The sequence below is a fragment of the Nannocystis pusilla genome (assembly GCF_026626665.1).
Taxonomy (GTDB): Bacteria; Myxococcota_A; Polyangia; order Nannocystales; family Nannocystaceae; genus Nannocystis; species Nannocystis pusilla.
In genome coordinates this window covers 7,624,646-7,644,246 of record NZ_JAPNKE010000002.1, presented here as the reverse complement: position 1 = coordinate 7,644,246, position 19,601 = coordinate 7,624,646, and the positions used below count along the sequence as shown (strand labels likewise).

General features: G+C 72.4%; 14 protein-coding genes and 2 pseudogenes. 10 read left to right on the top strand and 6 right to left on the bottom strand.

Features of this window, described 5'->3' with window-relative positions; translation table 11 throughout:
* Positions 1-25: 25 nt before the first annotated feature.
* Positions 26-544 (bottom strand): hypothetical protein, encoded by a 519-nt coding sequence (locus OV079_RS33570; RefSeq protein WP_267773344.1) that lies wholly within the window; start codon positions 542-544, stop codon positions 26-28.
* Positions 545-1,808: 1,264 nt separating this feature from the next.
* On the opposite strand from OV079_RS33570, the gene OV079_RS33565 reads away from it, so the two are divergent.
* A complete protein-coding gene (locus tag OV079_RS33565) occupies positions 1,809-2,660 on the top strand; it encodes an MYXO-CTERM sorting domain-containing protein (protein WP_267773342.1) in 852 nt (283 codons plus the stop codon).
* Between the two features lie 250 nt (positions 2,661-2,910).
* Here the strand turns inward: OV079_RS33565 and OV079_RS33560 are convergent, their stop codons facing one another.
* Positions 2,911-3,546 (bottom strand): glutathione S-transferase family protein, encoded by a 636-nt coding sequence (locus OV079_RS33560; protein WP_267773340.1) that lies wholly within the window; start codon positions 3,544-3,546, stop codon positions 2,911-2,913.
* 309 nt (positions 3,547-3,855) lie between these two features.
* Between OV079_RS33560 and OV079_RS33555 the strand changes: the two genes are divergently transcribed.
* Positions 3,856-4,872 carry an NADH pyrophosphatase zinc ribbon domain-containing protein gene (locus tag OV079_RS33555; protein ID WP_267773338.1) on the top strand — a complete coding sequence of 339 codons (1,017 nt, stop codon included), beginning with the start codon at positions 3,856-3,858 and terminating at the stop codon, positions 4,870-4,872.
* Between the two features lie 435 nt (positions 4,873-5,307).
* Positions 5,308-6,663, top strand: coding sequence for a phosphatidylethanolamine N-methyltransferase family domain-containing protein (locus OV079_RS33550; RefSeq protein WP_267773337.1), 1,356 nt, complete (start codon positions 5,308-5,310; stop codon positions 6,661-6,663).
* A 46-nt stretch (positions 6,664-6,709) separates the two neighbouring features.
* Here OV079_RS33550 and OV079_RS59025 read toward each other — a convergent pair.
* Positions 6,710-7,800 (bottom strand): annotated as a pseudogene (locus OV079_RS59025) (aldo/keto reductase).
* A gap of 2,106 nt (positions 7,801-9,906) precedes the next feature.
* Positions 9,907-10,806 (bottom strand): annotated as a pseudogene (locus OV079_RS59020) (serine/threonine-protein kinase); the annotation flags it as partial.
* Between the two features lie 283 nt (positions 10,807-11,089).
* Here OV079_RS59020 and OV079_RS33535 point away from each other — a divergent pair.
* Positions 11,090-12,196, top strand: coding sequence for an ADYC domain-containing protein (locus tag OV079_RS33535; RefSeq protein ID WP_267773332.1), 1,107 nt, complete (start codon positions 11,090-11,092; stop codon positions 12,194-12,196).
* Between the two features lie 48 nt (positions 12,197-12,244).
* Complete coding sequence (locus OV079_RS33530; protein ID WP_267773331.1) at positions 12,245-12,391, top strand: hypothetical protein; 147 nt, start codon at positions 12,245-12,247, stop codon at positions 12,389-12,391.
* 5 nt (positions 12,392-12,396) lie between these two features.
* Here OV079_RS33530 and OV079_RS33525 read toward each other — a convergent pair whose 3' ends face one another.
* Together OV079_RS33525 and OV079_RS33520 are read right to left on the bottom strand one after the other, a co-directional pair.
* Complete coding sequence (locus OV079_RS33525) at positions 12,397-12,708, bottom strand: hypothetical protein (protein ID WP_267773328.1); 312 nt, start codon at positions 12,706-12,708, stop codon at positions 12,397-12,399.
* Positions 12,709-13,012: 304 nt separating this feature from the next.
* Positions 13,013-13,309, bottom strand: a complete 297-nt coding sequence (locus tag OV079_RS33520) for a hypothetical protein (RefSeq protein WP_267773326.1) — start codon at positions 13,307-13,309, stop codon at positions 13,013-13,015.
* Positions 13,310-13,877: 568 nt separating this feature from the next.
* Here OV079_RS33520 and OV079_RS33515 point away from each other — a divergent pair.
* The 5 genes from OV079_RS33515 (at position 13,878) to OV079_RS33495 (ending at position 19,008) form a co-directional block, all read left to right on the top strand.
* The gene (locus tag OV079_RS33515; RefSeq protein WP_267773324.1) at positions 13,878-14,804 is read left to right on the top strand and encodes a sensor histidine kinase; all 927 of its coding nucleotides are present in this window, start codon (positions 13,878-13,880) and stop codon (positions 14,802-14,804) included.
* Positions 14,801-16,162, top strand: a complete 1,362-nt coding sequence (locus OV079_RS33510; protein WP_267773323.1) for a sigma-54-dependent transcriptional regulator — start codon at positions 14,801-14,803, stop codon at positions 16,160-16,162. The genes OV079_RS33515 and OV079_RS33510 overlap by 4 nt, the downstream gene beginning before the upstream one ends.
* Positions 16,163-16,724: 562 nt before the next feature.
* Positions 16,725-17,048, top strand: a complete 324-nt coding sequence (locus tag OV079_RS33505; RefSeq protein ID WP_267773322.1) for a hypothetical protein — start codon at positions 16,725-16,727, stop codon at positions 17,046-17,048.
* A 738-nt stretch (positions 17,049-17,786) separates the two neighbouring features.
* On the top strand, positions 17,787-18,008 hold the full coding sequence (locus OV079_RS33500) for a hypothetical protein (protein WP_267773320.1): 222 nt from the start codon (positions 17,787-17,789) through the stop codon (positions 18,006-18,008).
* 37 nt (positions 18,009-18,045) lie between these two features.
* A complete protein-coding gene (locus tag OV079_RS33495; protein WP_267773319.1) occupies positions 18,046-19,008 on the top strand; it encodes a hypothetical protein in 963 nt (320 codons plus the stop codon).
* Positions 19,009-19,601: the final 593 nt, after the last annotated feature.

Below are 19,601 nucleotides of genomic sequence, written 5' to 3'. Positions count from 1 at the left end.
GTGACGTGTCCGAAGGGACATGTCTTTAGAAGTAGAAGGTGAGGCCGAGCTGACCGCCGGCGGCCATCATCGCTCGCGCGACCACCTGCACCGATTGACGGGTGATGTCGGGGCCGATGGCGAACACGCCCTGGCCGTAGAGGCTGACGCGATCGGCGAGGTAGTACTCGATGCCGAGGATCGGGCCGACGGAGAGGTTGACGAGCCAGTTGTCGGGGCCGGGGGCGTCGATGTAATGGACGTGCAGGAAGGCGCCGGTGTACGGGGCGATCCGCCGCCACACGCGAAAGCCCTTGAGCACGGCGATCGAGCCGCTGACGCCGGCGGAGATCTCGGGGCGAGTGGTGCCCTCGCGCGTGCGATGAGTGATGCCCGCGCCGAACGAGAACGGCAGGACGAAGCGTTTAAAGACGCGACGGACGCCGATCTCGGTGAACATCAGGCCGTCGGCCAGCGGCTGATCGCCGTGGCCCGCGACCGACAGCGGACCGAGGCCGCCGAAGATGAAGGTCATGCCCCAGTTGCCGGGGGCAGCCCGCACCACGGGCGGAGTGTCGGGCGGCTTGCCCTCGACAGGGGCGAGCTGGTGCGCTCGGGGAGGCAGGAGCTGCGGCGGTCGGCGCAGCGGGCTCGGCGGTGGCATTGGAGGGCTGTCCTGAGAGACAGGTGACTCGGCGGTGGTCGGCTCGGCGGCCGGCTGCCAGGTCGCGATCGCGGAGTCGGTGGTGGCAGGGGTCGCGGCTTCGGGGGAGCGCTGGAGAGCGCGAGCGCCAGGAGGGTGAAGAAGGCCATTGCACCGATGCTACCGATCGTTTTTCGCTCGAGGTGAGCGACCTGCCTGCGCAGAGCGTGAACGAGGCCGCGCGGGGCCGCGGTGATGCGCGCCCTCGCTCGACCCCGCGACGGCCGGCGATGAGGGCTGGCACGGGGTTTGGGCGCGGTCGCTCGCGGTCGCGCGGGTGCTCGACGCATTCCTCGGTGCGCGCCCGGGCTTCAGCGATCTCGATCCATATCACTCGACCCGCAAGGTGCGTGTGTATCGAGCGATGTGCCCGCGTGGCGCCGGATGTCGCTGCGGGTACTCGAGTGATTCACGGAGGCGCACCGGAATAGCGACAGCGATCCGGGAAGTGGTGCCGCGAGCGATCGGGTCGAGCACGACGAGCCACCGTGTCTACACGACGAGGCGGCGAACGAGCGGGGTGACTCCGCAGCGGCGACCCCCTGCGAATGCGCGGCGCGTCGCTGCGCCGCGAGCTCGCGCTCAGGACGCGAGCCGCAGCGGCGACCCCTGCGATTACGCAGTCCGTCGCTGCGCCGCGAGCTCGCGCTCAGGACGCGAGCCGCAGCGGCGACGCACTGCGATTGCGCGGCGCGTCGCTGCGCGGCGAGCTCGCGCTCAGGACGCGAGCCGCAGCGGCGACCCCCTGCGATTGCGCGGCGCGTAGCGAGCTCGCGCTCAGGACGCGGCAAGCTCGCGATGGCGGTGAAGAGAAGGATCATCGGGTGGCCGATCGGCGGGCGCTGGGCGAGGACGTCGACGCGAGCGGGGAGATCGGAAATCGTCGCGTGGAGATCGGCGGGGCCGCGAATTGCGCCGGGCGGGGTCGGCGGAGCTTCGGGCGGCCTCGGCTGCTCGTTCGTCGCCCGCTCGCTGCCCGGTGTGTCGCGAGAGACTCGAGTTCATCCGTTGCACGGACGGCATCATCACGGCTGGGCTCGCTCGGCGGAGCTTCAGCGCACGCTTCGGCGCTGGCCCGGCCGTCGATCGCGTGCAATTGCATCGACGCTTCCCACGAGGTCTCATCATGCGACGCACATTCTCCGTCCTCCTCCACACCCTGGCTCTTGCGACCCCGCTGCTGCTGGCCGCCGAGGTCCAGGCCGCGTCGACGCTGGCGCCGTGCGGCGAGATCTTCGTGCAAGGCGGGGCCGAGTGCGAGATCTACGTCGGCCCCGTGTGCGAGGGCATGTGCAAGCCGGTGAGCCTGACCGCCGCCTGCGCGGCCGAGCTGCGGGCCGAGTGCGCGGGCGAGTGCAACGCGGAGGCCAGCGTCGAGTGCGTCGGCAGCTGCGAGGCCGATTGTCAGGCCGACTGCGAGGTCGATCCGGGCGAGTTCAACTGCCAGCTCGAGTGCCAGGCCGACTGCAGCGCCAACTGCGACGGCCACTGCTCGGCTTCGGAGAACATGGCCGAGTGCAAGGGCTCGTGCGAGGCGACGTGCTCGGCCGATTGCGACGGGCAGTGCAAGGTCACGCCGCCCGAGGTCGACTGCGAGGCCAAGTGCCAGGCGGCCTGCACCGGCTCGTGCGACGCGCAGGCCGACCTCGACTGCCAGATCGACTGCCAGGCGGGCGGCTACGCCAACTGCCGGGCCGACCTCGAGGGCGGCTGCAAGCTGCACTGCCAGCGGCCGGAGGGCGCGCTGTTCTGCGACGGGCAATTCGTCGACGTCGGCGATCAGCTCGACGCCTGCGTCGACGCCCTGAAGGCGCTCCTGGAAATCGAGGTGTACGCGGAGGGCAGCGCCTCGTGCGAGGGCAACACCTGCCAGGCGGAGGGCGAGATCGGCTGCCAGTGCGACGCGAACGGCTCGCCGGCGGGCAGCGTGGCGCTGCTCGGCCTCGGTCTGCTGGCGTGGCGGCGCCGGCGGTCCTGAGCGGCTGAGGCGAATCGTCGGATCTGCCGGCGTCCCCGGGTCATCGTATCCCGGGCGCGGATCGCCGGAGGTTCGCGGTGTCGTCCCCGCGAAGGTCATGCGATTCGCGCCGATCGGCGGGTGCGAATCACAGGACGCTTGCGGTGTCGTCCCCGCGAAGGTCATGCGATTCGCGCCGATCGGCGGGTGCGAATCACAGGACGCTTGCGGTGTCGTCCCCGCGAGGATCCTGCGACTCGCACCGACGGGCTCAGTGGGACTGCTCGGCGGCCATCTGCGCGCAGCCGGCGGGGCGCTTGGCGCCGCGCTCGAGCCAGGCGCTCAGGTGCGTGTACTTGGAGGGGTCGACCTTGGCCATCTGCAGGCCCCAGCCGAGCACGCTCCACACGTCGGAATCGACGAGGGTCCACTTGTCGTGGACGATGTTGCCGACCTCGCCGATGCGGGCGTCGAGGACCGCGAGCGCCTTGTGCAGCTCGACCAGAGAGGTCTCGGCCTGCTTGGCGTTGCGCGCCTCGGGGGGCGCCCACTCGCTGGTGTTGTGCATGTAGGTGAACAGCGGGGTGCCGAGCGAGACCTGGGCCCAGCACAGCCAGGTGAGCGCCTGCATGTGCTCGCGCGAGCCGAGGGCCGGCCACAGGCCGCGCTCGACGCCGAAGCGCTCGCCCAGGTAGATCTGGATGGCGATCGACTCGAACATCGGCTGGCCGTCGATGACGATCGTCGGGATCTTGCCGTTGGGGTTGAGCGCGAGGAACTCCGGCTTGCGCTGATCCTGGGCCTTCAGGTCGACGAACACCTTCTCGTGGGGGATGTCGAGCTCCGCGAGGGTGAGCTGGACGCGAGAGGCCGAGGACATGGGGTTGTAGTAGAACGTGATCGACATGTGGGGTGTCTCCGCGCCCCTTGTACGCGTTATCGCGCGCCGATGCTAGTCTTTTGTTCAGGGGTTTGTCGGCGACACCTCCCGCGGATGCGGGCGCCCTGCGTGCCGTGCGCGATGCGGATTCGCGGGTGCGGAGCGGTGAATGTGGGGATGGCCGATGGGACATGTCATGACAATGGCGCGGGCTCACCGGCGGGGTCGCCGCGGGCGCGGCCCATGGGCCGATCGGGCCTGAATCGGGCGTCGCGGGGGTTCGAGGGCGGGGCTGCTGGCGCGGCGCGGACGGACGCGGCATGCTGCCCGCCGCCCATGCATCCGCGTCCCATGTACCGCGCGCGCTCGCGGCTGCGCGCGCAGGAGAGGTTGACCGTGCCGACCAGCGCCCGCAGTCGCAACAACGTGTTCGCCGGGCTGGCGCTCGACCGCGCGAGCGAGCGCCGCGACGAACAGGAATTCATCGAGACGCGCAGGAGCGCCGCGACGACGCGGTTCACCGTGGTGCGGCCCGACGGCAAGGCGCTGGTCGACGCGGCGCGCCGCGGGCTGCGACAGCTCGCGGAGGCGGAGCGGGCGGCGTGGCTGGGCGCGGCGCCGGTGTGGTACCTCGGCGAGGCCGACGAGGTGGCCCACTTCGCGGTCGCCCACGCGAGCGACGAGGAGGAGCCGCTGGCGAGCGCGCTCGGCGGACAATGGATGGACCTGCGCGCGGCCGGGCTGGCGCTGCCGGCCTTCGACGCGGGGCTGTTCGCGTACGCCCGCGGCCTGCTCCACTGGCAGTCCAGGGCCCGCTTCTGCGGCGCGTGCGGGTCGCCGACGATCTTCGTGGCGGCCGGGCACAAGGCCCGCTGCACCAACCCGGCCTGCGGCGTGGTCCACTTCCCGCGCACCGACCCGGCGATCATCGTCATCGTCGGCTGGCGGGACGCGTGCCTGCTCGGGCGCCAGGCGAGCTGGCCGCCGAACCGCTATTCGACGCTGGCAGGGTTCGTCGAGCCCGGCGAGACGCTCGAGGACGCGGTCCGCCGCGAGGTGTTCGAAGAGCGGGGTGGTGGTGGCCGAGTGCGACTACCACTCGTCACAGCCGTGGCCGTTCCCGGCGTCGCTGATGCTCGGCTTCACCGCCGAGGCGCAGGGCCCGGAGCTGCGCGTGGGCCCGGAGCTCGAGGCCGCCCGGTGGTTCACGGCCGACGAGATCGTGCGCTCGCTGGCCGACGGGTCGCTGATGCTCCCGCCGCCGCTGTCGGTGTCGTTCCGCCTGATCGAGCACTGGCTGCGCGAGACGGCCGGGCTCGAGCTCTCCGAGCTGCGCCGAGCGGGCAATTCTGAGGTGTCCGTCCGAGAATGGCGGATGAAACATGTCCTTTCGGCCCTGGTTGAGAGGACATGATGGAAGTGACAGGCCGCGACGGGGCGTCGGGCGGTGATCGGCGCCGCACGACGGCGCCGGCGCGGCGGCGGGACGGAGCGGGGTCCGGGGGGCTGCGCAAGTTCGTCGTCGCGGCGGCGTGGCAGGCGGTCTGCGCGGGGCCGTCGCGGGTGTTGGTCGCGCTCGGGATCTCGCGGTGGTCCTGTCGAGGCGAAGCGCAGGTGGCTGCGGCTCGTGCCGGAGCCGCGGTCGCGCGAATCGCGGGGACCGCGGCACGGGGCCGGGAGATCTACCCGGCGCGTGCGTCGTGCTCGGGATCACCATGAGCGGCGGCGCGGTCGAACAGGGCGCGGACGAGGGCCCGCGCGCCCGGACGCGTCGCGCGGGTCGCGAGGGTGAGGCGCGACGTCGGCGGGCATGGCCTCGCGTCGGGTCCGGCCGGCTGGAGATTCGCGGCGCCGGCCACTATCGTCCGTGCCGATGACGACCGGCCATTCGGAGCCCGCGCACGACAAGACCCGACCCGACCAGTTCGGCGGCCCCTGGGGGCGCTGCTGCTGACGATCGTCATGCCGACGGTCACGTTCTACCTGTGGTCGGCGGTGGCGCAGCACGGCGGCTCGCTGTGGTTGCCGCGCTCGCTCGCGGAGCTGGGGGCGATGGTCCCGGCGCCGACGTGGGAGGCCGCGGCGATGTTCGCCGGCTGGCTCGGGCTGCAGGCGCTGCTGTACGTGGTCGTGCCGGGGCGGGTGGTGCACGGGCGGCTGACCGAAACCGGCGAGCGGGCCGAGTACCGGCTCAACGGGCTGGTCGCGTTCGGCTTGACCGTGGGGCTGCTGGTGGCGGGCATCGCCGCCGACGTGGTGTCTCCCGTCGCCGTGCTGGGGCAGCTCGGGCCGCTGCTGACGATCTCGGTCGCGTTCGCGATCGGCGCCGCGGCGTCGACGTACGTCGCCGGCCGTCGCCGGGCGCACCTCGAGCGCAGCACCGGCAACCCGGTCTACGACTTCTACATGGGCGCGATCCAGAACCCGCGGATCGGTCGCCACGACCTCAAGTTCTTCTTCGAGTCGCGCATCGGCATGGGCACGTGGGGCGCCTTCGCCATCCTGATGCCGGCGGCCGAGCTGCAGCAGCACGGCGAGCTGTCGACGGCGATGCTGGTCGTCAGCCTGTGCCAGCTGTTCTACATCTTCGAGTTCTTCGTGTTCGAGGTGGCGCTGCTGTCGACCATCGACATCATCGAGGAGAACCTCGGCTTCATGCTGTGGTTCGCGTTCCTGGCGTGGATGCCGTTCAACTTCACGCTGCAGCAGCAGTACGTGCTCGCGGTCCGGCCCGAGCTGCCGACCCTCGCGGCGGCGGCGATCATCGTCATGAACTTCGCCGGCTACTACGTGTTCCGCAGCTCGAACCTGCAGAAGACCCGGTTCCGCAGCGATCCCCGGCGCCCGATCTGGGGCGAGGTCCCCGTCGCCATGGACACCGCCCGCGGCACCAAGCTGCTGCTGTCCGGCTGGTGGGGCCTCGCGCGTCACGCCAACTACCTCGGCGACCTCACCATGGCGCTCGCGTGGTGCCTCGCGTGCGGGGTCGGCAGCGTCGTGCCGTACTTCTACTTCATCTACTTCGCGCCGCTGCTGCTCAACCGCGAGCGCCGCGACCACGCGATGTGCCAGCGCAAGTACGGCGCCGACTGGGACCGCTACTGCGAGAAGGTGCCGTACCGCATCGTGCCGTTCGTGTACTGAATCGCGGGGCGCGCGTCCGCGACGGGACGCGCGCCCGCGATGCGGGTCAGCGCGGCCAGTACCAGGCCGGGGCGGACTGCACCGCGGTGCCGCCGGTGAGCATGCCGCGCATGCCGGGCGAGAAGAAGTGATAGGGGTGGACGGTCTCGGGGCGGCTGGCGGCCTCGAGCCGCGCGGCGAGTTCGGCGGGGATCGTGAACTCGAGCGAATTGAGGTTGTCCTGGAGCTGCGCGGGCTTGGTGGCGCCGATGATCGTCGAGGTGACGCCCGGGCGGGTGGTGACCCAGTTGAGCGCGACCTGGGCCGGCGAGCGCCCGAGCTCGCGCGCGACCTCGACGAGGACGTCGACGATCTGCCAGTTGCGCTCGGAGACCAGCTTCTCGAAGGCCGGGTTGCCGCTGCTCTGCATCATCACCAGGCGGCCCTCGCCCTCGGCGCGGACGCCGGCGCGGCCGTACTTGCCGGTCAGCATGCCGCTGCCGAGCGGGCTCCACGGGCACAGGCCGAGGCCGAGAGCCAGCGCGGCGGGGATGTGCTCGCGCTCGATGTTGCGTTCGACCAGCGAGTACTCGAGCTGCAGGCCGGCGAGTCGCTCGCTGCCGCGGAGCTCGGCGATCGTCTGGGCGCGCGCAGGTACCACGCGGGCACGTCGGACAGGCCGATGTAGCGGACCTTGCCGGCGCGCACGAGGTCGTCGAGGGTCGACATGACCTCCTCGACCGGGGTGAGGCCGTCCCACGCGTGCAGCCAGTAGAGGTCGACGTAGTCGGTCTGCAGGCGCCGCAGCGAGGCGTCGAGGGCCCGGCGGATGTGCTTGCGCGAGTTGCCGCCGGCGTTGGGGTCGCCGGGCTGGACGCTGAAGGAGAACTTGGTGGCGAGCACGACCTGCTCGCGGCGCCCGCTGTCCTTGAGGTACTCGCCGATGAGCTTCTCGCTGGTGCCGCCGGTGTAGCCGTCGGCGGTGTCGATGAAGTTGCCGCCGGCGTCGAGGTAGCGGGCGAGCAGCTCGAACACGGTGTCGCGCGGCGAGCCGAAGCCCCACTCGGTGCCGAAGGTCATGGTGCCGAGGCACAGCGGGCTGACGCGCAGGCCGCTGCGGCCGAGGAGGGAGTAGGACGCGAGGGTCGGGATCGACATGCGGCGGGAGGATACGCGCCGACCGTCACGGACCTGACTCGGATTTCTGGTGTTCGGCGAGCCAGGCGGTGACGCGGCGGACGTCGGCCGCACGCGACTTGGCGCGGAAGGCCGCGAGCGCCTCCTCGGCGAGCTCGCGGGCGTTCGCGGGGGCGACCGGCGCGTCGGCGGCGAGGGCCCGCGCCAGGGCGAAGCGGGCGCGGGCTGCAGGCGTGTGGTCGGGCTCGGAGAGGTCGTCGTAGATCGCCAGCGCCCCCGTGGCCGAGCCGGCGGCCTCCTCGAAGCGGCCGCGCGCGAGCGCCGCTCGGCCAGCGCGGTCAGGTTGCCGGCGAGCAGCAGGCTGCGCGGCGGGGCCGTGCGCTCGAGATCGGCGCGCGCGCGCTGCAGGTCCTGCTCGGCCTCGTCGAGGTGGCCGAGCTCCAGGCGCAGCTCGCCGAGCAGCGACGTGATCTCGGCGGCGTCGACGGTCCGTTCGGCGCCGGAGAGCGCGGCCTGCATCTGCTCGAGCGGCGCGAGGGCCTCGGCGGTGCGCCCGAGCGCGACGAGCGAGCGGGCGTAGGCGAACAGGATGAATTGCAGCCGGCGGTCGAGCGGCTCGGGCGCGGCGGGCAGGCGGGCCAGGGCTCGCCGGTGCTCGGCCTCCATCGCCGCGCCGTCGCCCTCGGCCGCGAACAGGCGCATGCGCTCGACGAGCACGGTGTCGTGGACCTCCGATGATTCCGGCACCGCCGCCAGCGCCTGCTCGAGGTGCGCGCGGGCGGAGGTCAGCGCGCCCTCGTCGACCTCGATCATCCCGAGGTCGTGCAAGATCTGCCCGCGCAGATAATTGCTGGTCACCCGGTCGAAGCGCTGCACGATCTGCTCGAGGCGCGCCCGCGCCTGTCGCGGTCGCCCGAGCCGCCACTCGCTGTTGGCCAGCGCCCACGCGTAGCGCAGGTGGGCCACGTGGTGGGGCCCGAGCAGCGCCTCGGAGATGGCGACGGTGCGGCCGTAGATCGCGGCCATGTCCTCGTCGCGGCGCTCCTCGCGGGCCAGCCAGCCGAGGTTCGAAAGAGTGTTCAGGCCGGCCAGCGTCTCGCCGCGACCCTTGCGCTCGCGCAGGGCGACGGCCTCCTCCCATTGGCGGCGCGCGAGCGGCAGGTCGGCGGACATGGCGTGGACGACGCCGAGGTTGGTGAGGAACTCGGCGTACAGGTCGACGTCGGGCTCGACGCGGTGGTTGAGGGCGGTCGCCAGCGGCACCTGGGCGCGCGCCTGCTGCGGCTGGTTCAGCGGCACCGCGAGCAGGTAGAGCTGCTTCGAACTGGCGACGGCGGCCACCGCCGCGTGGCCGGAGCCGACCGCCGCCAGCAGCGCGTCGGTGTAGTGGCGCTCGGCCGTCGGGTGGTCGCCGGACTCCATCGCCAGGCTGCCGGCGCGCAGCAGCGCCTCGGCGCGCAGCGGCTCGTAGGCGAGGGCGGTGCTGTCGGCGAGGACCTCGTCGACCAGGGCCTGGCCGAGCGGGTACTGGGCCGCGTCCTCGCGGACCTTGGCGCGCGCGAGGGTCTCGCGGTGGGCCTGGACGCGCAGGCCCAGCCGCGCGTCGTCGGGCGGCGGGAGCTGTTCGTTCAGGGCCGGGGCGTCGGCGCAGCGCGACAGCGGCGGCAGCTCGGCGAGCGCCTTGACCGCGCTGTCGAGGCTCGCGGCGTCGACCTGCGTGAGCGCGGCGGCGAGGGCGTCGAGGCTGGCGCGCCGCTGGTCGAGGCAGGCGGTGCGCAGGTCGAACAATGGCGTCGATTGTCGCGCCTCGGCGTGCGCGCGGCAGGCCTCGTTGCGCATCTCGACCCACGACGCGGCGTAGCGGTCGAGCCGCGGCAACGCGGCGGCGAGCGCCTCGTCGGCCGCGGGCGTGTGCAGGGCAGCGAGTGCGTCGCGGACGCTCTGCGCGCGGGCGCCGTCCCACACGCCCGCGAGCTCGGCCTGCGCGTCGGGGCACACCTGCGCCCCCGGGTCGCCGGAGTTCGCGGCCCAGAAGCCGGCGAACGCGGTGACGCCGGCGGTGGCGACCAGCGCTGCGACGCGGCGATAGGTCGCGCCGGGGTCGCGCTCGAGCGCGGCCAGCAGCGCCGTCATCGACGGGAAGCGCCCCTCGGGCGTCGGCGCCAGGCCGCGGCGGATGGCGCGGAAGATCCGCGCCGGCACCGGCGTGCCTGCGGGCGGCGGCGCGATCCGGCCGCGCCGCAGATCGGCGAGCAGCGTCGCCATCGAGGTGGTGTCGAACGGCGACTGGCCGTAGAGGCACTGGTACAGCGAGACGCAGAAGCTGAACTGATCGCTGGCGGCGGTCGACGACTCGCCGCGGTGGGCCTCGGGGGACATGTACGCGGGCGTGCCGAGGACCACGCCGGTGCGCGTGAGCGGGGCCAGGGCCGAGGTGCCCTGGGCGATGTGACGCGGCAGGTCGGGCTCGCCGGGGGCGCTGTCGTCGGCCGCGCGCGCGAGCCCGAAGTCCAGCACCTTGACCCCGCCGTCCTCGCCGACCATCACGTTGGCGGGCTTGAAGTCGCGGTGGATGAGGCCCGCGCGGTGGGCGGCCTCGAGCCCGCGGCCGGCGCGGACGAAGGTCGCCACGAGCTCGCGCCACGGCCGCTGCTCCTGCGCCCACGCGTCGAGGGTGACGCCGCGGACGAACTCCATAGCGACGAACACCTGGCCGTTGTCTTGCCCGACCTCGTGGACCGTGACGATGTTGGGGTGGGACAGGCGGGCCATCGCCTGCGCCTCGCGCATCAGTCGGCCGCGCGACAGGGTCATGTCGCGCACCGACTCGGCGAGCAGCACCTTGACCGCGACCTTGCGGTCGAGGAGGTCGTCGTATGCGGCGTAGACCACTCCCATGCCGCCGCGGCCGACGAGCGCGAGGATCTGGAAGCGCCCGATCTGCACCGGCGTCACGCGGCGCGGGAACAGGGCCCGCTTCACCAGGTTGCGCTCGATCGGGTCGTCGACCTGCTTCAGCGACTCCATCGCCCGCGGCACGGTGTCGCCGTCGCCGCGCACCGACACGGGCGTGCGCTCGACGCTGCGCTCCGGCCCGCCGGGGGTGAACTCGTCGGTCCCCATCCGGCACATAGTGTCTCCGAACTCGAGATCAATTCTGCCGATCTGCGGACACGTAGCGCGCGCTACAGGTCACATGTGCGAGACCGCGCCATGCGCGGGAGCCCGGTCTTCATGCTCGAGAATTCGCGGCGGCAGGAAATTGTTCGGCGGGGGACGGTCACCTGCCGTGCGTAGTTCGGGCACTACGATGCGCAATTCGACCACCACCGTCATTCTCCTCGCTTCCACCCTCTCCTTCGCCGTCGGCTGCGACGACGAGCTCTCCGTCGGCTTCGGTGACGGCGACGACGTCGCGCTGCGCTGTCCGACCTCGGACTGCACCGGTGGGCCGCTCAACAACACCTCGCTGATCGGCGATCACCCGCTGTCGAACCTCTCGGAGACGCGGCTCGAGCCGGCGGCCAACGACACGGCGGACGTGCGGATCGAGGGCGGCACGCTCCAGCACCTCGGGTCGCCGGTGAGCATCACCGAGATTGACGTCGAGGCCGACGGCGAGCTGAAGCTCAAGCTCGGCACGCTCGGGTGGTTCGGCGGGACGGCGGTCAAGGGCGCGACGTTCTACATCTACATCGACCCGCTCGGCGGCGACCCGACCATCCCCGCGGAGCTGAAGATCGCCGACGCCTGGTGCTCGCCGGGCGCGTACGACCCGACGATGACGATCTGCCGCTACGAGTTCGTGACCAACGTGAAGCCGAAGGACCCGGAGAGCTACCCCGAGAGCGAGAAGGTGGAGGGTTACCACCACATCTGCCCGAACGAGGACGAGGGCGGGGCGCTCGGCGCCGACTACAAGTTCAGCTCGGTGCTCAGCCCGAACGTGTCGGTGTTCGCGAGCGGGAAGACCGGGCCGTACATCGCCGACACGCCGGGCATCTTCATCAACGGCTGCATCAACGGCGCGGTGTCGAAGGGGCAGTTCCAGCTCAACGCGTTCTACGACCCGACCGCGTACCGCGGCCTGCAGGTCAGCCAGCGCACGGCGATGCTGCGGGCGTGGATGGCCTGGTTCGAGGACCAGCCGCGCACCGTCCCGGGCAAGCACATCTCGATGCAGGACCCGCTGAACGACCTGTTCGACTGGACCTCCGACCCCACCTGGGAGCTCGAGGCCGGCTACGGGGCCCTGGGCGCGCGCTGCCGCGGCGGCGACCCGACCACCGGCGTGCACCGCAATTACGTCGACCCGGTGATCAGCCTGCCCGGCTGGGACGCGCTGCCGACCTGCGACACCAGCAACTACACGGGCTCCGGCGCCGTGCTCGGGGTCAAGGTGCCCACCAGCCCGTGACGATCGCCCCGCGGGCGAATGATGGCACCTCGAGGGCCGCGGACGCACATGTCCGCGGCCCTCGCCGCGTTGGTTCTCCGGCGATTCGCGTATCTGCCGGTGTCCGACCGCCTGCATTCTCGCGGATATGCATCGAGCGGCGAGGGCCGTATCAGCGCCGAGTTCATGCCGCGGATGTTCGCCGCCCAGGCGTGAGCGAGTCACGCGTCGTAAAAGACGAACCCGCAGCACGCCTCGGCGAGCTGCTCGAGCTGCTGCACCGCCTCGAACTCGCCGCACACGCCGTTGCCGGCGCACTCGCGCTCGAACTCCTCGCCGGTCCAGCAGGTGCAGGTGTCGCCGTCGCAGGAGATGCTCTGGACCGGTTCGCCCGGGCACTCCTGCGACAGGCCGCAGGTGACCTCCGTGCCGATGCTGGCCGCGAGGTCGCAGGGCGCGTCCCGGTCCGCGAGGGGCGCCGTGAAGGCGGCGAGCACGAGCGAACAGGCGAGCAGCGGCGCGCGACGATGCATGCCGCGAAGCTGCACGAGCGCGGGGCGCGATCTCTACGGACGGCCGAGCAGGCGCCCGGCCGGCGGCTGTCGAAGGACCTCGTCCCGGGGCCGACGGGCGCCTCGAGCGTCGGTGGTGCGGGGCGTCACGCGTTCGCCCCTGCACGGGGAGGACGGCCCTGCTTCGCCAGCGCGGGCCTGCCGCCGGCGAGCTCGCGGCCTGCGGCTGCGCGAGCTCCGGGCGTCGCAATCACCTGTCCCCGGGGACATGCGGCCGGACGACCCGCGCGGCTGTCCCGGAGGACATATAGATGGTGCGGGACGCTCACGCCTTGAGCGCCCACTCGCGGCGGATGAGGTAGGCGAGCGGCCCGAGCGAGCCGAAGGCGAGCGTGGCGACGAGGTAAGGGAGGACGCCGAGGCCGTGCTTGCGGGCGTCGACCAGCATCCAGCCCATGATCATGAAGAGGGCGATGGTGAGGTCGAAGGCGGTGAGGATGCCGGGCCAGGTCGAGAGGAGGTCGGCGAACATGCCGACGTAGCCGTGGTCGGCCACGACGTAGACGGTCATGGCGAGGAAGTCGAGGGCGACGATGGTGAGGACGATCTGGCGGGTGTTCATGCGGTGGTTTCCCTTCGTGCCTGACCATGAGCAACCGGCGTGCCAAGGCCCGATCGCCGCCGCTGCGGGGCTCCGACGCTCGCGTGGCGCGGGCCACGTTGCAGGCCTGCAACACGCGTTGCGGACCCGCATCCTCGGCGGCCGGGAGCGCCGAGCATCGGCGGGACTGCGGCTCGGTCGGCTCAGCGCGTCGGGCAGCAGGGGAGCGAGAGCTGCGGAGCGACCCAGCGACGCGAGAAGGTCGATCTGCCAGAGGGCCGCGCGAGCGCTGGACGGAGCCTCACTGCCGGGTTTAGGTATTTCCTCGCCGATCTTCGCCTCGTGATCGCAGGTCGCGAGCGGCGGCGCCGAGGAGATGTGCGGTCGAGCCGCGGCGCGAAACTGCTGCGGAGATCGTTCGGGCTTCGCTCCGAAGTTCGCCTGGCTGCGCACGCCGACGGCGCGCGGTATCGGCGCTGTCTCTCGCTGGCACGCCGCGTGCTCTTGCCGACTCGTGACCCTGCCGCCGCGTCTCGCCTATAGTCGTCTCCGCGCCCTCGCGCTCGCCCCGACCGGAGACAAACCCCTCGTGCCTGCCGCGCCGCCCTCGCTACCCTCCTCGCGCCGCGCCTGGCTCGGCGCGCTCCTCGGCTTCGGCGCCGGTCTGTTCGACTTCCTGCTCTTGCGGCTCGCCGGGGTCGACGTCTCGCCGGTCGTCGTCGGCTTCTTCGCGGTCACCTTCGCCGGCTTCGGCTACGCGATCGCCCTCCTGCTCGACGCGCGCGACCGGCTCCGAGCCAGCGCCGCCGCGCTCGCGGCCAGCCACCGCCGCGAGGCCCACAGCGAGAAGCTGGCGGCGATCGGCCGCCTCGCCGCCGGCGTCGCCCACGAGGTGCGCAACCCGCTCGGCGTGATCCGCTCCTCCGCCTCGCTTGTCCTCGAGGACATGCCCGAAGGGACAGACAACCACCAGGCCGCGCGCTTCATCGTCGAGGAGGTCGACCGCCTCAACGCGGTCGTCACCGCGCTGCTGGACTACGCGCGGCCGCTGGCGCCGCGGCGCGAGCCGGTCGACCTCGCGGGGCTCGTGACCGCGGTCGAGCCGCTGGTGCGCGACGCGTTGCGACCGAAGCGCGGGCGGCTCGGCGCCGCCGAGGGCGACGGCCCGGCGCTGCGCGGCGACCCGGACCTGCTGGCGCAGCTCGTCTACGGTCTGGCGCTGAACGCCGCGCAGGCGATCGGCGACGGCGGGCGCATCGAGCTGCAGGTGCGGCGGCGCGGCGAGGTGGTCGAGCTGCTGGTGCGCGACGACGGCCCCGGCGTGGCGCCCGAGCACGCGGCGCGGCTGTTCGAGCCGTTCTTCACCACCAAGAAGACCGGCACCGGCCTCGGCCTCGCCACCGCCGCGCGGATCGCCGAGGCCCACGGCGGCGCGCTCGAGCTGGTCCCGGGCGGCGGCCTCGGGCCCGAGGGCCGCGGCGCCTGCTTCTGCGTGCGCCTGCCGGAGGCCGCATGAGCGCCGCGCAGATCGCCGTCGTCGACGACGAGCCGCGCATGGCCGAGGTCCTCGCCATGCTGCTGCGCCGCGACGGCCACAAGGTCGACGTGTTCGCCGGCGCCGAGCCGTTCCTGCGCGCGCTCGCCGAGCAGTCGTACGACCTCCTGCTCACCGACCTGATGATGCCCGGGATCGACGGCCTCGAGCTGTTGCGGCGTGCGCGAGCTGTCTCTCCGGACATGCCGGTGGTCCTCGTCACCGCGCACGCCAGCGTGCCGACCGCGGTCGCGGCGATCCGCGACGGCGCGTTCGACTTCGTCGAGAAGCCGTTCGACAACGACGCCTGCCGCGCGCTGGTCCACCGCGCCCTGCAGGTCCGCGCGCTCACCCGCGAGAACCGGCGCCTGCGCGCCGCGCTGCAGCGGGCCGGCTCGCCCGACATCATCACCCACAGCCCGGCCATGCGCGAGGTGCTCGACCTCGCGGCCCGGGCCGCCCGCAGCCGCGCCACCGCGCTCGTCACCGGCGAGAGCGGCACCGGCAAGGAGCTGGTGGCGCGCACGATCCACGACCACAGCGACCGCGCCCTCGGCCCGTTCGTCGCCGTCAACTGCAAGGCCTTCGCCGCCGGCGTGCTGGAGAGCGAGCTGTTCGGCCACGAGAAGGGCGCCTACACCGGGGCCGCGGGGGCGCGCGCCGGCGTGTTCGAGCGGGCCGGCGGCGGCACCTTGTTCCTCGACGAGATCGGCGAGGTCGACCTCGACTTCCAGGCCAAGCTGCTGCGCGCGCTGCAGACCCGCGAGGTGCTGCCGGTCGGCGGCACCAAGGCGAGGCCGGTCGACGTCCGCATCGTCGCCGCCACCAACCGCGACCTGCGGGCCGAGTGCGCCGCCGGCCGCTTCCGCGAGGACCTGTACTTCCGCCTGGCGGTGATCCCGATCCGCCTGCCGCCGCTGCGCGAGCGCCCCGAGGACGTGCTGCCGCTGGCCAACCACTTCCTGGTCCGCTTCGCCGCCGAGCTGGGGCGCGAGTTCGTCGGCTTCCACCCGACCGTCGAGACATGGCTCAAGGGACATCCGTGGCCGGGCAACGTGCGCGAGCTCGAGAACCTGGTCGAGCGGGCCGCCGTGCTCGCGCGCGGCGAGGTCATCACCCGCGACGACCTGCTGCTCGAGGCCGTCGCGTCGCCGCCCGCCAGCGCCGACCCGGACGACGCGCTGCCGCTGCAGGCCCACCTCGACCGCGCCGCGGCCCGGCGGATCCGCCTGGCCCTGGCGCGCGCGCAGGGCCGCCGCAACGACGCCGCCGCCGAGCTCGGGGTCGAGCGCACCACGCTCTACCGCCTCATCAAGAAATTCGGCCTCGACGACGATTGATGCGGCCGCGGAGCGAGCGCATCGCCGACCTTCGCGGACTCGCTCGGCCGGCAGCGACCGCTCGCGCGTCGCCGATGGGTCTCGGGCCCGCTCGCGCGGGTCGTCCGCTCGGCCGGCACAACGCGAGTGCATCGGAGCTCTCGTCCGCTCGCTCGGCCGGCATCGGAGCTCTCGTCTGCCCGGCCGGCCGGCAACCACGCGAGTGGCATCGGAGCTCTCGTCCGCTCGCCCGGCCGGCGACCACGCGAGTGCATCGGAGCTCTCGTCCGCTCGCCCGGCAGACGCGAGTGCATCGAATTCGGGTCGCCCGCTCGGCCGGCATGACGCGAGGCGTCGCAGTGCGTTCGCCGGCCGGTCGCTCGGCCGTTCGCTCGGCCGTCGGTGACGGCGTGGGCGTCGCCGATGCACGGTCGGTTCGTCGTGTACGCAGGCGGCCTCCGCGAGCGGGCCGGCCCGCGAGGAACGACGCGGCGGTCCGCGACGAGGCCGCGCCGGTGGTTCGCCCAGCCTGCTCGACAGCCGCGGGGGTCGATACACACTCGGCGGCGAATCGAGGGATGCCATGTCGATGATCGTCGCGCTGCTCTTCACCCAGACGATGCTGCTCGCCGCGCCGGCGGAGGCGACGCCGGCGCCCGACGACGCCGACGCGGAGCTGCGCATGCGCGAGGGCTGGTGCGCCGCGCCGTCGTTCCAGGGCCCGTGGTACTGCCTCGCGCGCTGCACCGGGTCCGCCGAGTTCTACGTCGCCGACGCGAACCCCATCACCCCGTCCGGCGATTGGGACGCCATGCGGGCCGACTGCTATTTGAAGGCGGCGGACTTCTGCACCACCGCCTTCTCGCAATACCTCGATCGGTCGTGCCTCGGCGGCGCCGTCGAATGAGCGGTGCGGGGCCGAGAGGCCGCGGCGAGGGTGAACGACGCTCCCTCACGCCGGCTCGTCCGGCGCGATTCGTCGCCACGGCGTTCGCGGAACGCGGTCACGCTGCGCCTCGTCGATGCATTCGTCGTTCGTACTCCGTCCCGACGCGAATGCAGTGACTCGCCCGATCGGCGCGCAGCGGCGCGCGGGGCGATAACTCCCGTTGATCGCGGCACTCCGCTTTGAAAGCATCCTTTTCGCCGCGGCTCGGCGCGGCGGGAAGGAATCGTTCGATGCCGTCACTCAACCAATTCGCGTACGTCCCGGGGTCCACCATTATCAGTTCGGGTACAACAACTCGATCCCCAACATCCCGATCACGGGGGCGCCCGCCGACGCCAACCTGGCCCGCTGGTCGATGCTGCACGACAACGCGGCCTATCGCCTGTACTGCTTCAAGGGCAGCAGCCGCGACACCATCTACCAATTCAGCTTCAACGGCACCAGCTACGCCTTCGGTCACAACTCGATCCCCGAGCTGCGCCTCGAGGGCTTCCCGGCCGACGTCGACCCGAGCAGCTTCGCGATGCTGCACGACGGCGCCGACTACCGCCTGTACATGCGCCGGCTCGGCTACCGCCAGACGCTGTACCAGGCCGCCTGGGTGCCGGGCACCAACGTCTACCGCTTCGGCCACGATCGCTGCCGCAGATCCCCGTCATCGAGTTCCCGGGCGACACCGACTGGTCGCGCTGGACCATGCTGCACGACGGCGCCAACTACCGGTTTTACGCCTTCAAGCTCGGCAGCAACACCCAGTTCTACCAGGGCGCCTTCAGCCGGGCCAACAACACCTACCAGTTCGGCTTCGACTCGATCCGCGAGCTGACCCTGGTCGGCACCCCGTCCGGCAGCGACACCGGCAGCTGCGCCATGCTGCACGACAACAGCGCCTATCGCTTCTACTTCCAGACCCGCTGAGCCGCGCGGTCCGGCCCGTGCTAGCCTCGGCGCCGGCATGGACGAACTCGACGCTTACGGCCGCGACTACGTCCCGCAGGCGGCCGCGAGCGTCGCCGACCACGCGATCCGCAGCGGCGACCGCTACGTCGGCCAGCGCGACCTGTTGCGGGCGATCGCGGTCGCCGACTCCGGGGCCGAGGCCGACGTGCAGCTCGGGGTCGACCCCGGCACCTTTTATTGCGCCGACCAGCTGGCCAACCTGATCGCGCTATCCGGCGAGCCGGCGTTCGCCGGGGTGCTCACCGGCTTCATCCACGTGCCGCCCGACCGCAGCACCGGCGCGGCCGCGGCCGCGGCGACGCACCTGCTGCCGCGCGGCGACAACCTGCAGCAGTGCGCGCGGGTGGTCGCCGCCGCGGCGCGCGAGCTGTCCGAAGAGACATCTTATTCCACGATCGTCCTCACCGCGTTCGGACCGTTCGCGGGCGTGGTCGACAACCCGACCGCCGCGTTCGTCGCCGACCCGGCGAACCTCGACAGGGCGGTGCGTCTGGCCGCTCCGGGCCTCGCGCCCGTCGGCCGCGATCCGTTCGCCGCGGGCGCGCTGCACCGCTACGCCGGCGACGGCCGCGAGCTGGTGCTGGCGACCGCGGTGCTGCCGCTGGCGGCCGACCCGGTGGATGCGCTGGCCGGCCGCTACTTCGACCCCGACACCACCGCCGACAACTTCCGCCGCGCGCTGGCCGAGATCGCCGCGGTGCGGCCGCCGCGGGCGATCGTCAGCCTGGGCGTCGACAGCGGCCAGGTGCTGCGCCCGGCCCGCCCGGCCTTCCGCGTCGAGACGCAGACCCGCGGCTTCCACGGGGCCACCCGCGGCCGCACCGCGAGCGACGGGTTCCAGCGCCACCTCGAGCTGGCCCGCCTGTTCCTGCGGGCGCGCGCGCGGGGCGACGGACCGCTGCGCTTCCGGCCGGGCCGCGGGAGCGATCCAGAACATGGCCGATCGGACATGCTGTAAAATACATGTCGTAAGAGACATCTGTGAGACGGGCGCCGTCGGTCTTCGGGTCGCGCGGCGCCAGCGAACGGCCAGTCAGGGTCGTACGCGGTCACACGAGCGGCAGCGCTTGCGGCTCGTCCGGATGGAGTGTATTCGGGTATCTCGAGTGGCGGGCGTGCGCGGCACAGGACGACGGCGAGCGAGCACCGCGAGGACGATGTGCGCCGGCCTGGTCGGCTCGCTCGCATGGTTCGCTTGCCAGGCTCCGGTGGAGCCCGCGCCCGCACCGAGCCTGCCGCAGCCGGTCGAGCCCGGGGTCGCCGCGCCGGCGGTCGAGAGACCGGCGAAGTCGACGGTTCGGCTCGTGGGCTTCGAGGGCAGCAAGTACGAGTACAAGGGCGTGGTGCTCGACATCGTCGCGGTGAACGAATCGTGGGAGCCGGCCTGGGCGGTGCTCCGGATCTTCGCCAGCTCGCCCGCGGCCACGGCCGGAGAGGTGGTCCGACGCCGCGGCGCGTCGGTGCGCCCCGGGACGATGGACACGGGTGATGCCACGCCGCAGCTCTTGATCTGCGGCGGCGGTCGTTGTGACGCGGCGTTCTACCTGGAAC

Excerpts from the sequence above, each read along its gene's own strand:
- OV079_RS33565 (WP_267773342.1), top strand. The coding sequence starts at position 1,809 with ATGCGACGCACATTCTCCGTCCTCCTCCACACCCTGGCTCTTGCGACC.
- OV079_RS33560 (WP_267773340.1), bottom strand. The coding sequence starts at position 3,546 with ATGTCGATCACGTTCTACTACAACCCCATGTCCTCGGCCTCTCGCGTC.
- OV079_RS33555 (WP_267773338.1), top strand. The coding sequence starts at position 3,856 with ATGCATCCGCGTCCCATGTACCGCGCGCGCTCGCGGCTGCGCGCGCAG.
- OV079_RS33535 (WP_267773332.1), top strand. The coding sequence starts at position 11,090 with ATGCGCAATTCGACCACCACCGTCATTCTCCTCGCTTCCACCCTCTCC.
- OV079_RS33530 (WP_267773331.1), top strand. The coding sequence starts at position 12,245 with ATGTCCGCGGCCCTCGCCGCGTTGGTTCTCCGGCGATTCGCGTATCTG.
- OV079_RS33525 (WP_267773328.1), bottom strand. The coding sequence starts at position 12,708 with ATGCATCGTCGCGCGCCGCTGCTCGCCTGTTCGCTCGTGCTCGCCGCC.
- OV079_RS33520 (WP_267773326.1), bottom strand. The coding sequence starts at position 13,309 with ATGAACACCCGCCAGATCGTCCTCACCATCGTCGCCCTCGACTTCCTC.
- OV079_RS33510 (WP_267773323.1), top strand. The coding sequence starts at position 14,801 with ATGAGCGCCGCGCAGATCGCCGTCGTCGACGACGAGCCGCGCATGGCC.
- OV079_RS33505 (WP_267773322.1), top strand. The coding sequence starts at position 16,725 with ATGTCGATGATCGTCGCGCTGCTCTTCACCCAGACGATGCTGCTCGCC.
- OV079_RS33500 (WP_267773320.1), top strand. The coding sequence starts at position 17,787 with ATGCTGCACGACGGCGCCAACTACCGGTTTTACGCCTTCAAGCTCGGC.
- OV079_RS33495 (WP_267773319.1), top strand. The coding sequence starts at position 18,046 with ATGGACGAACTCGACGCTTACGGCCGCGACTACGTCCCGCAGGCGGCC.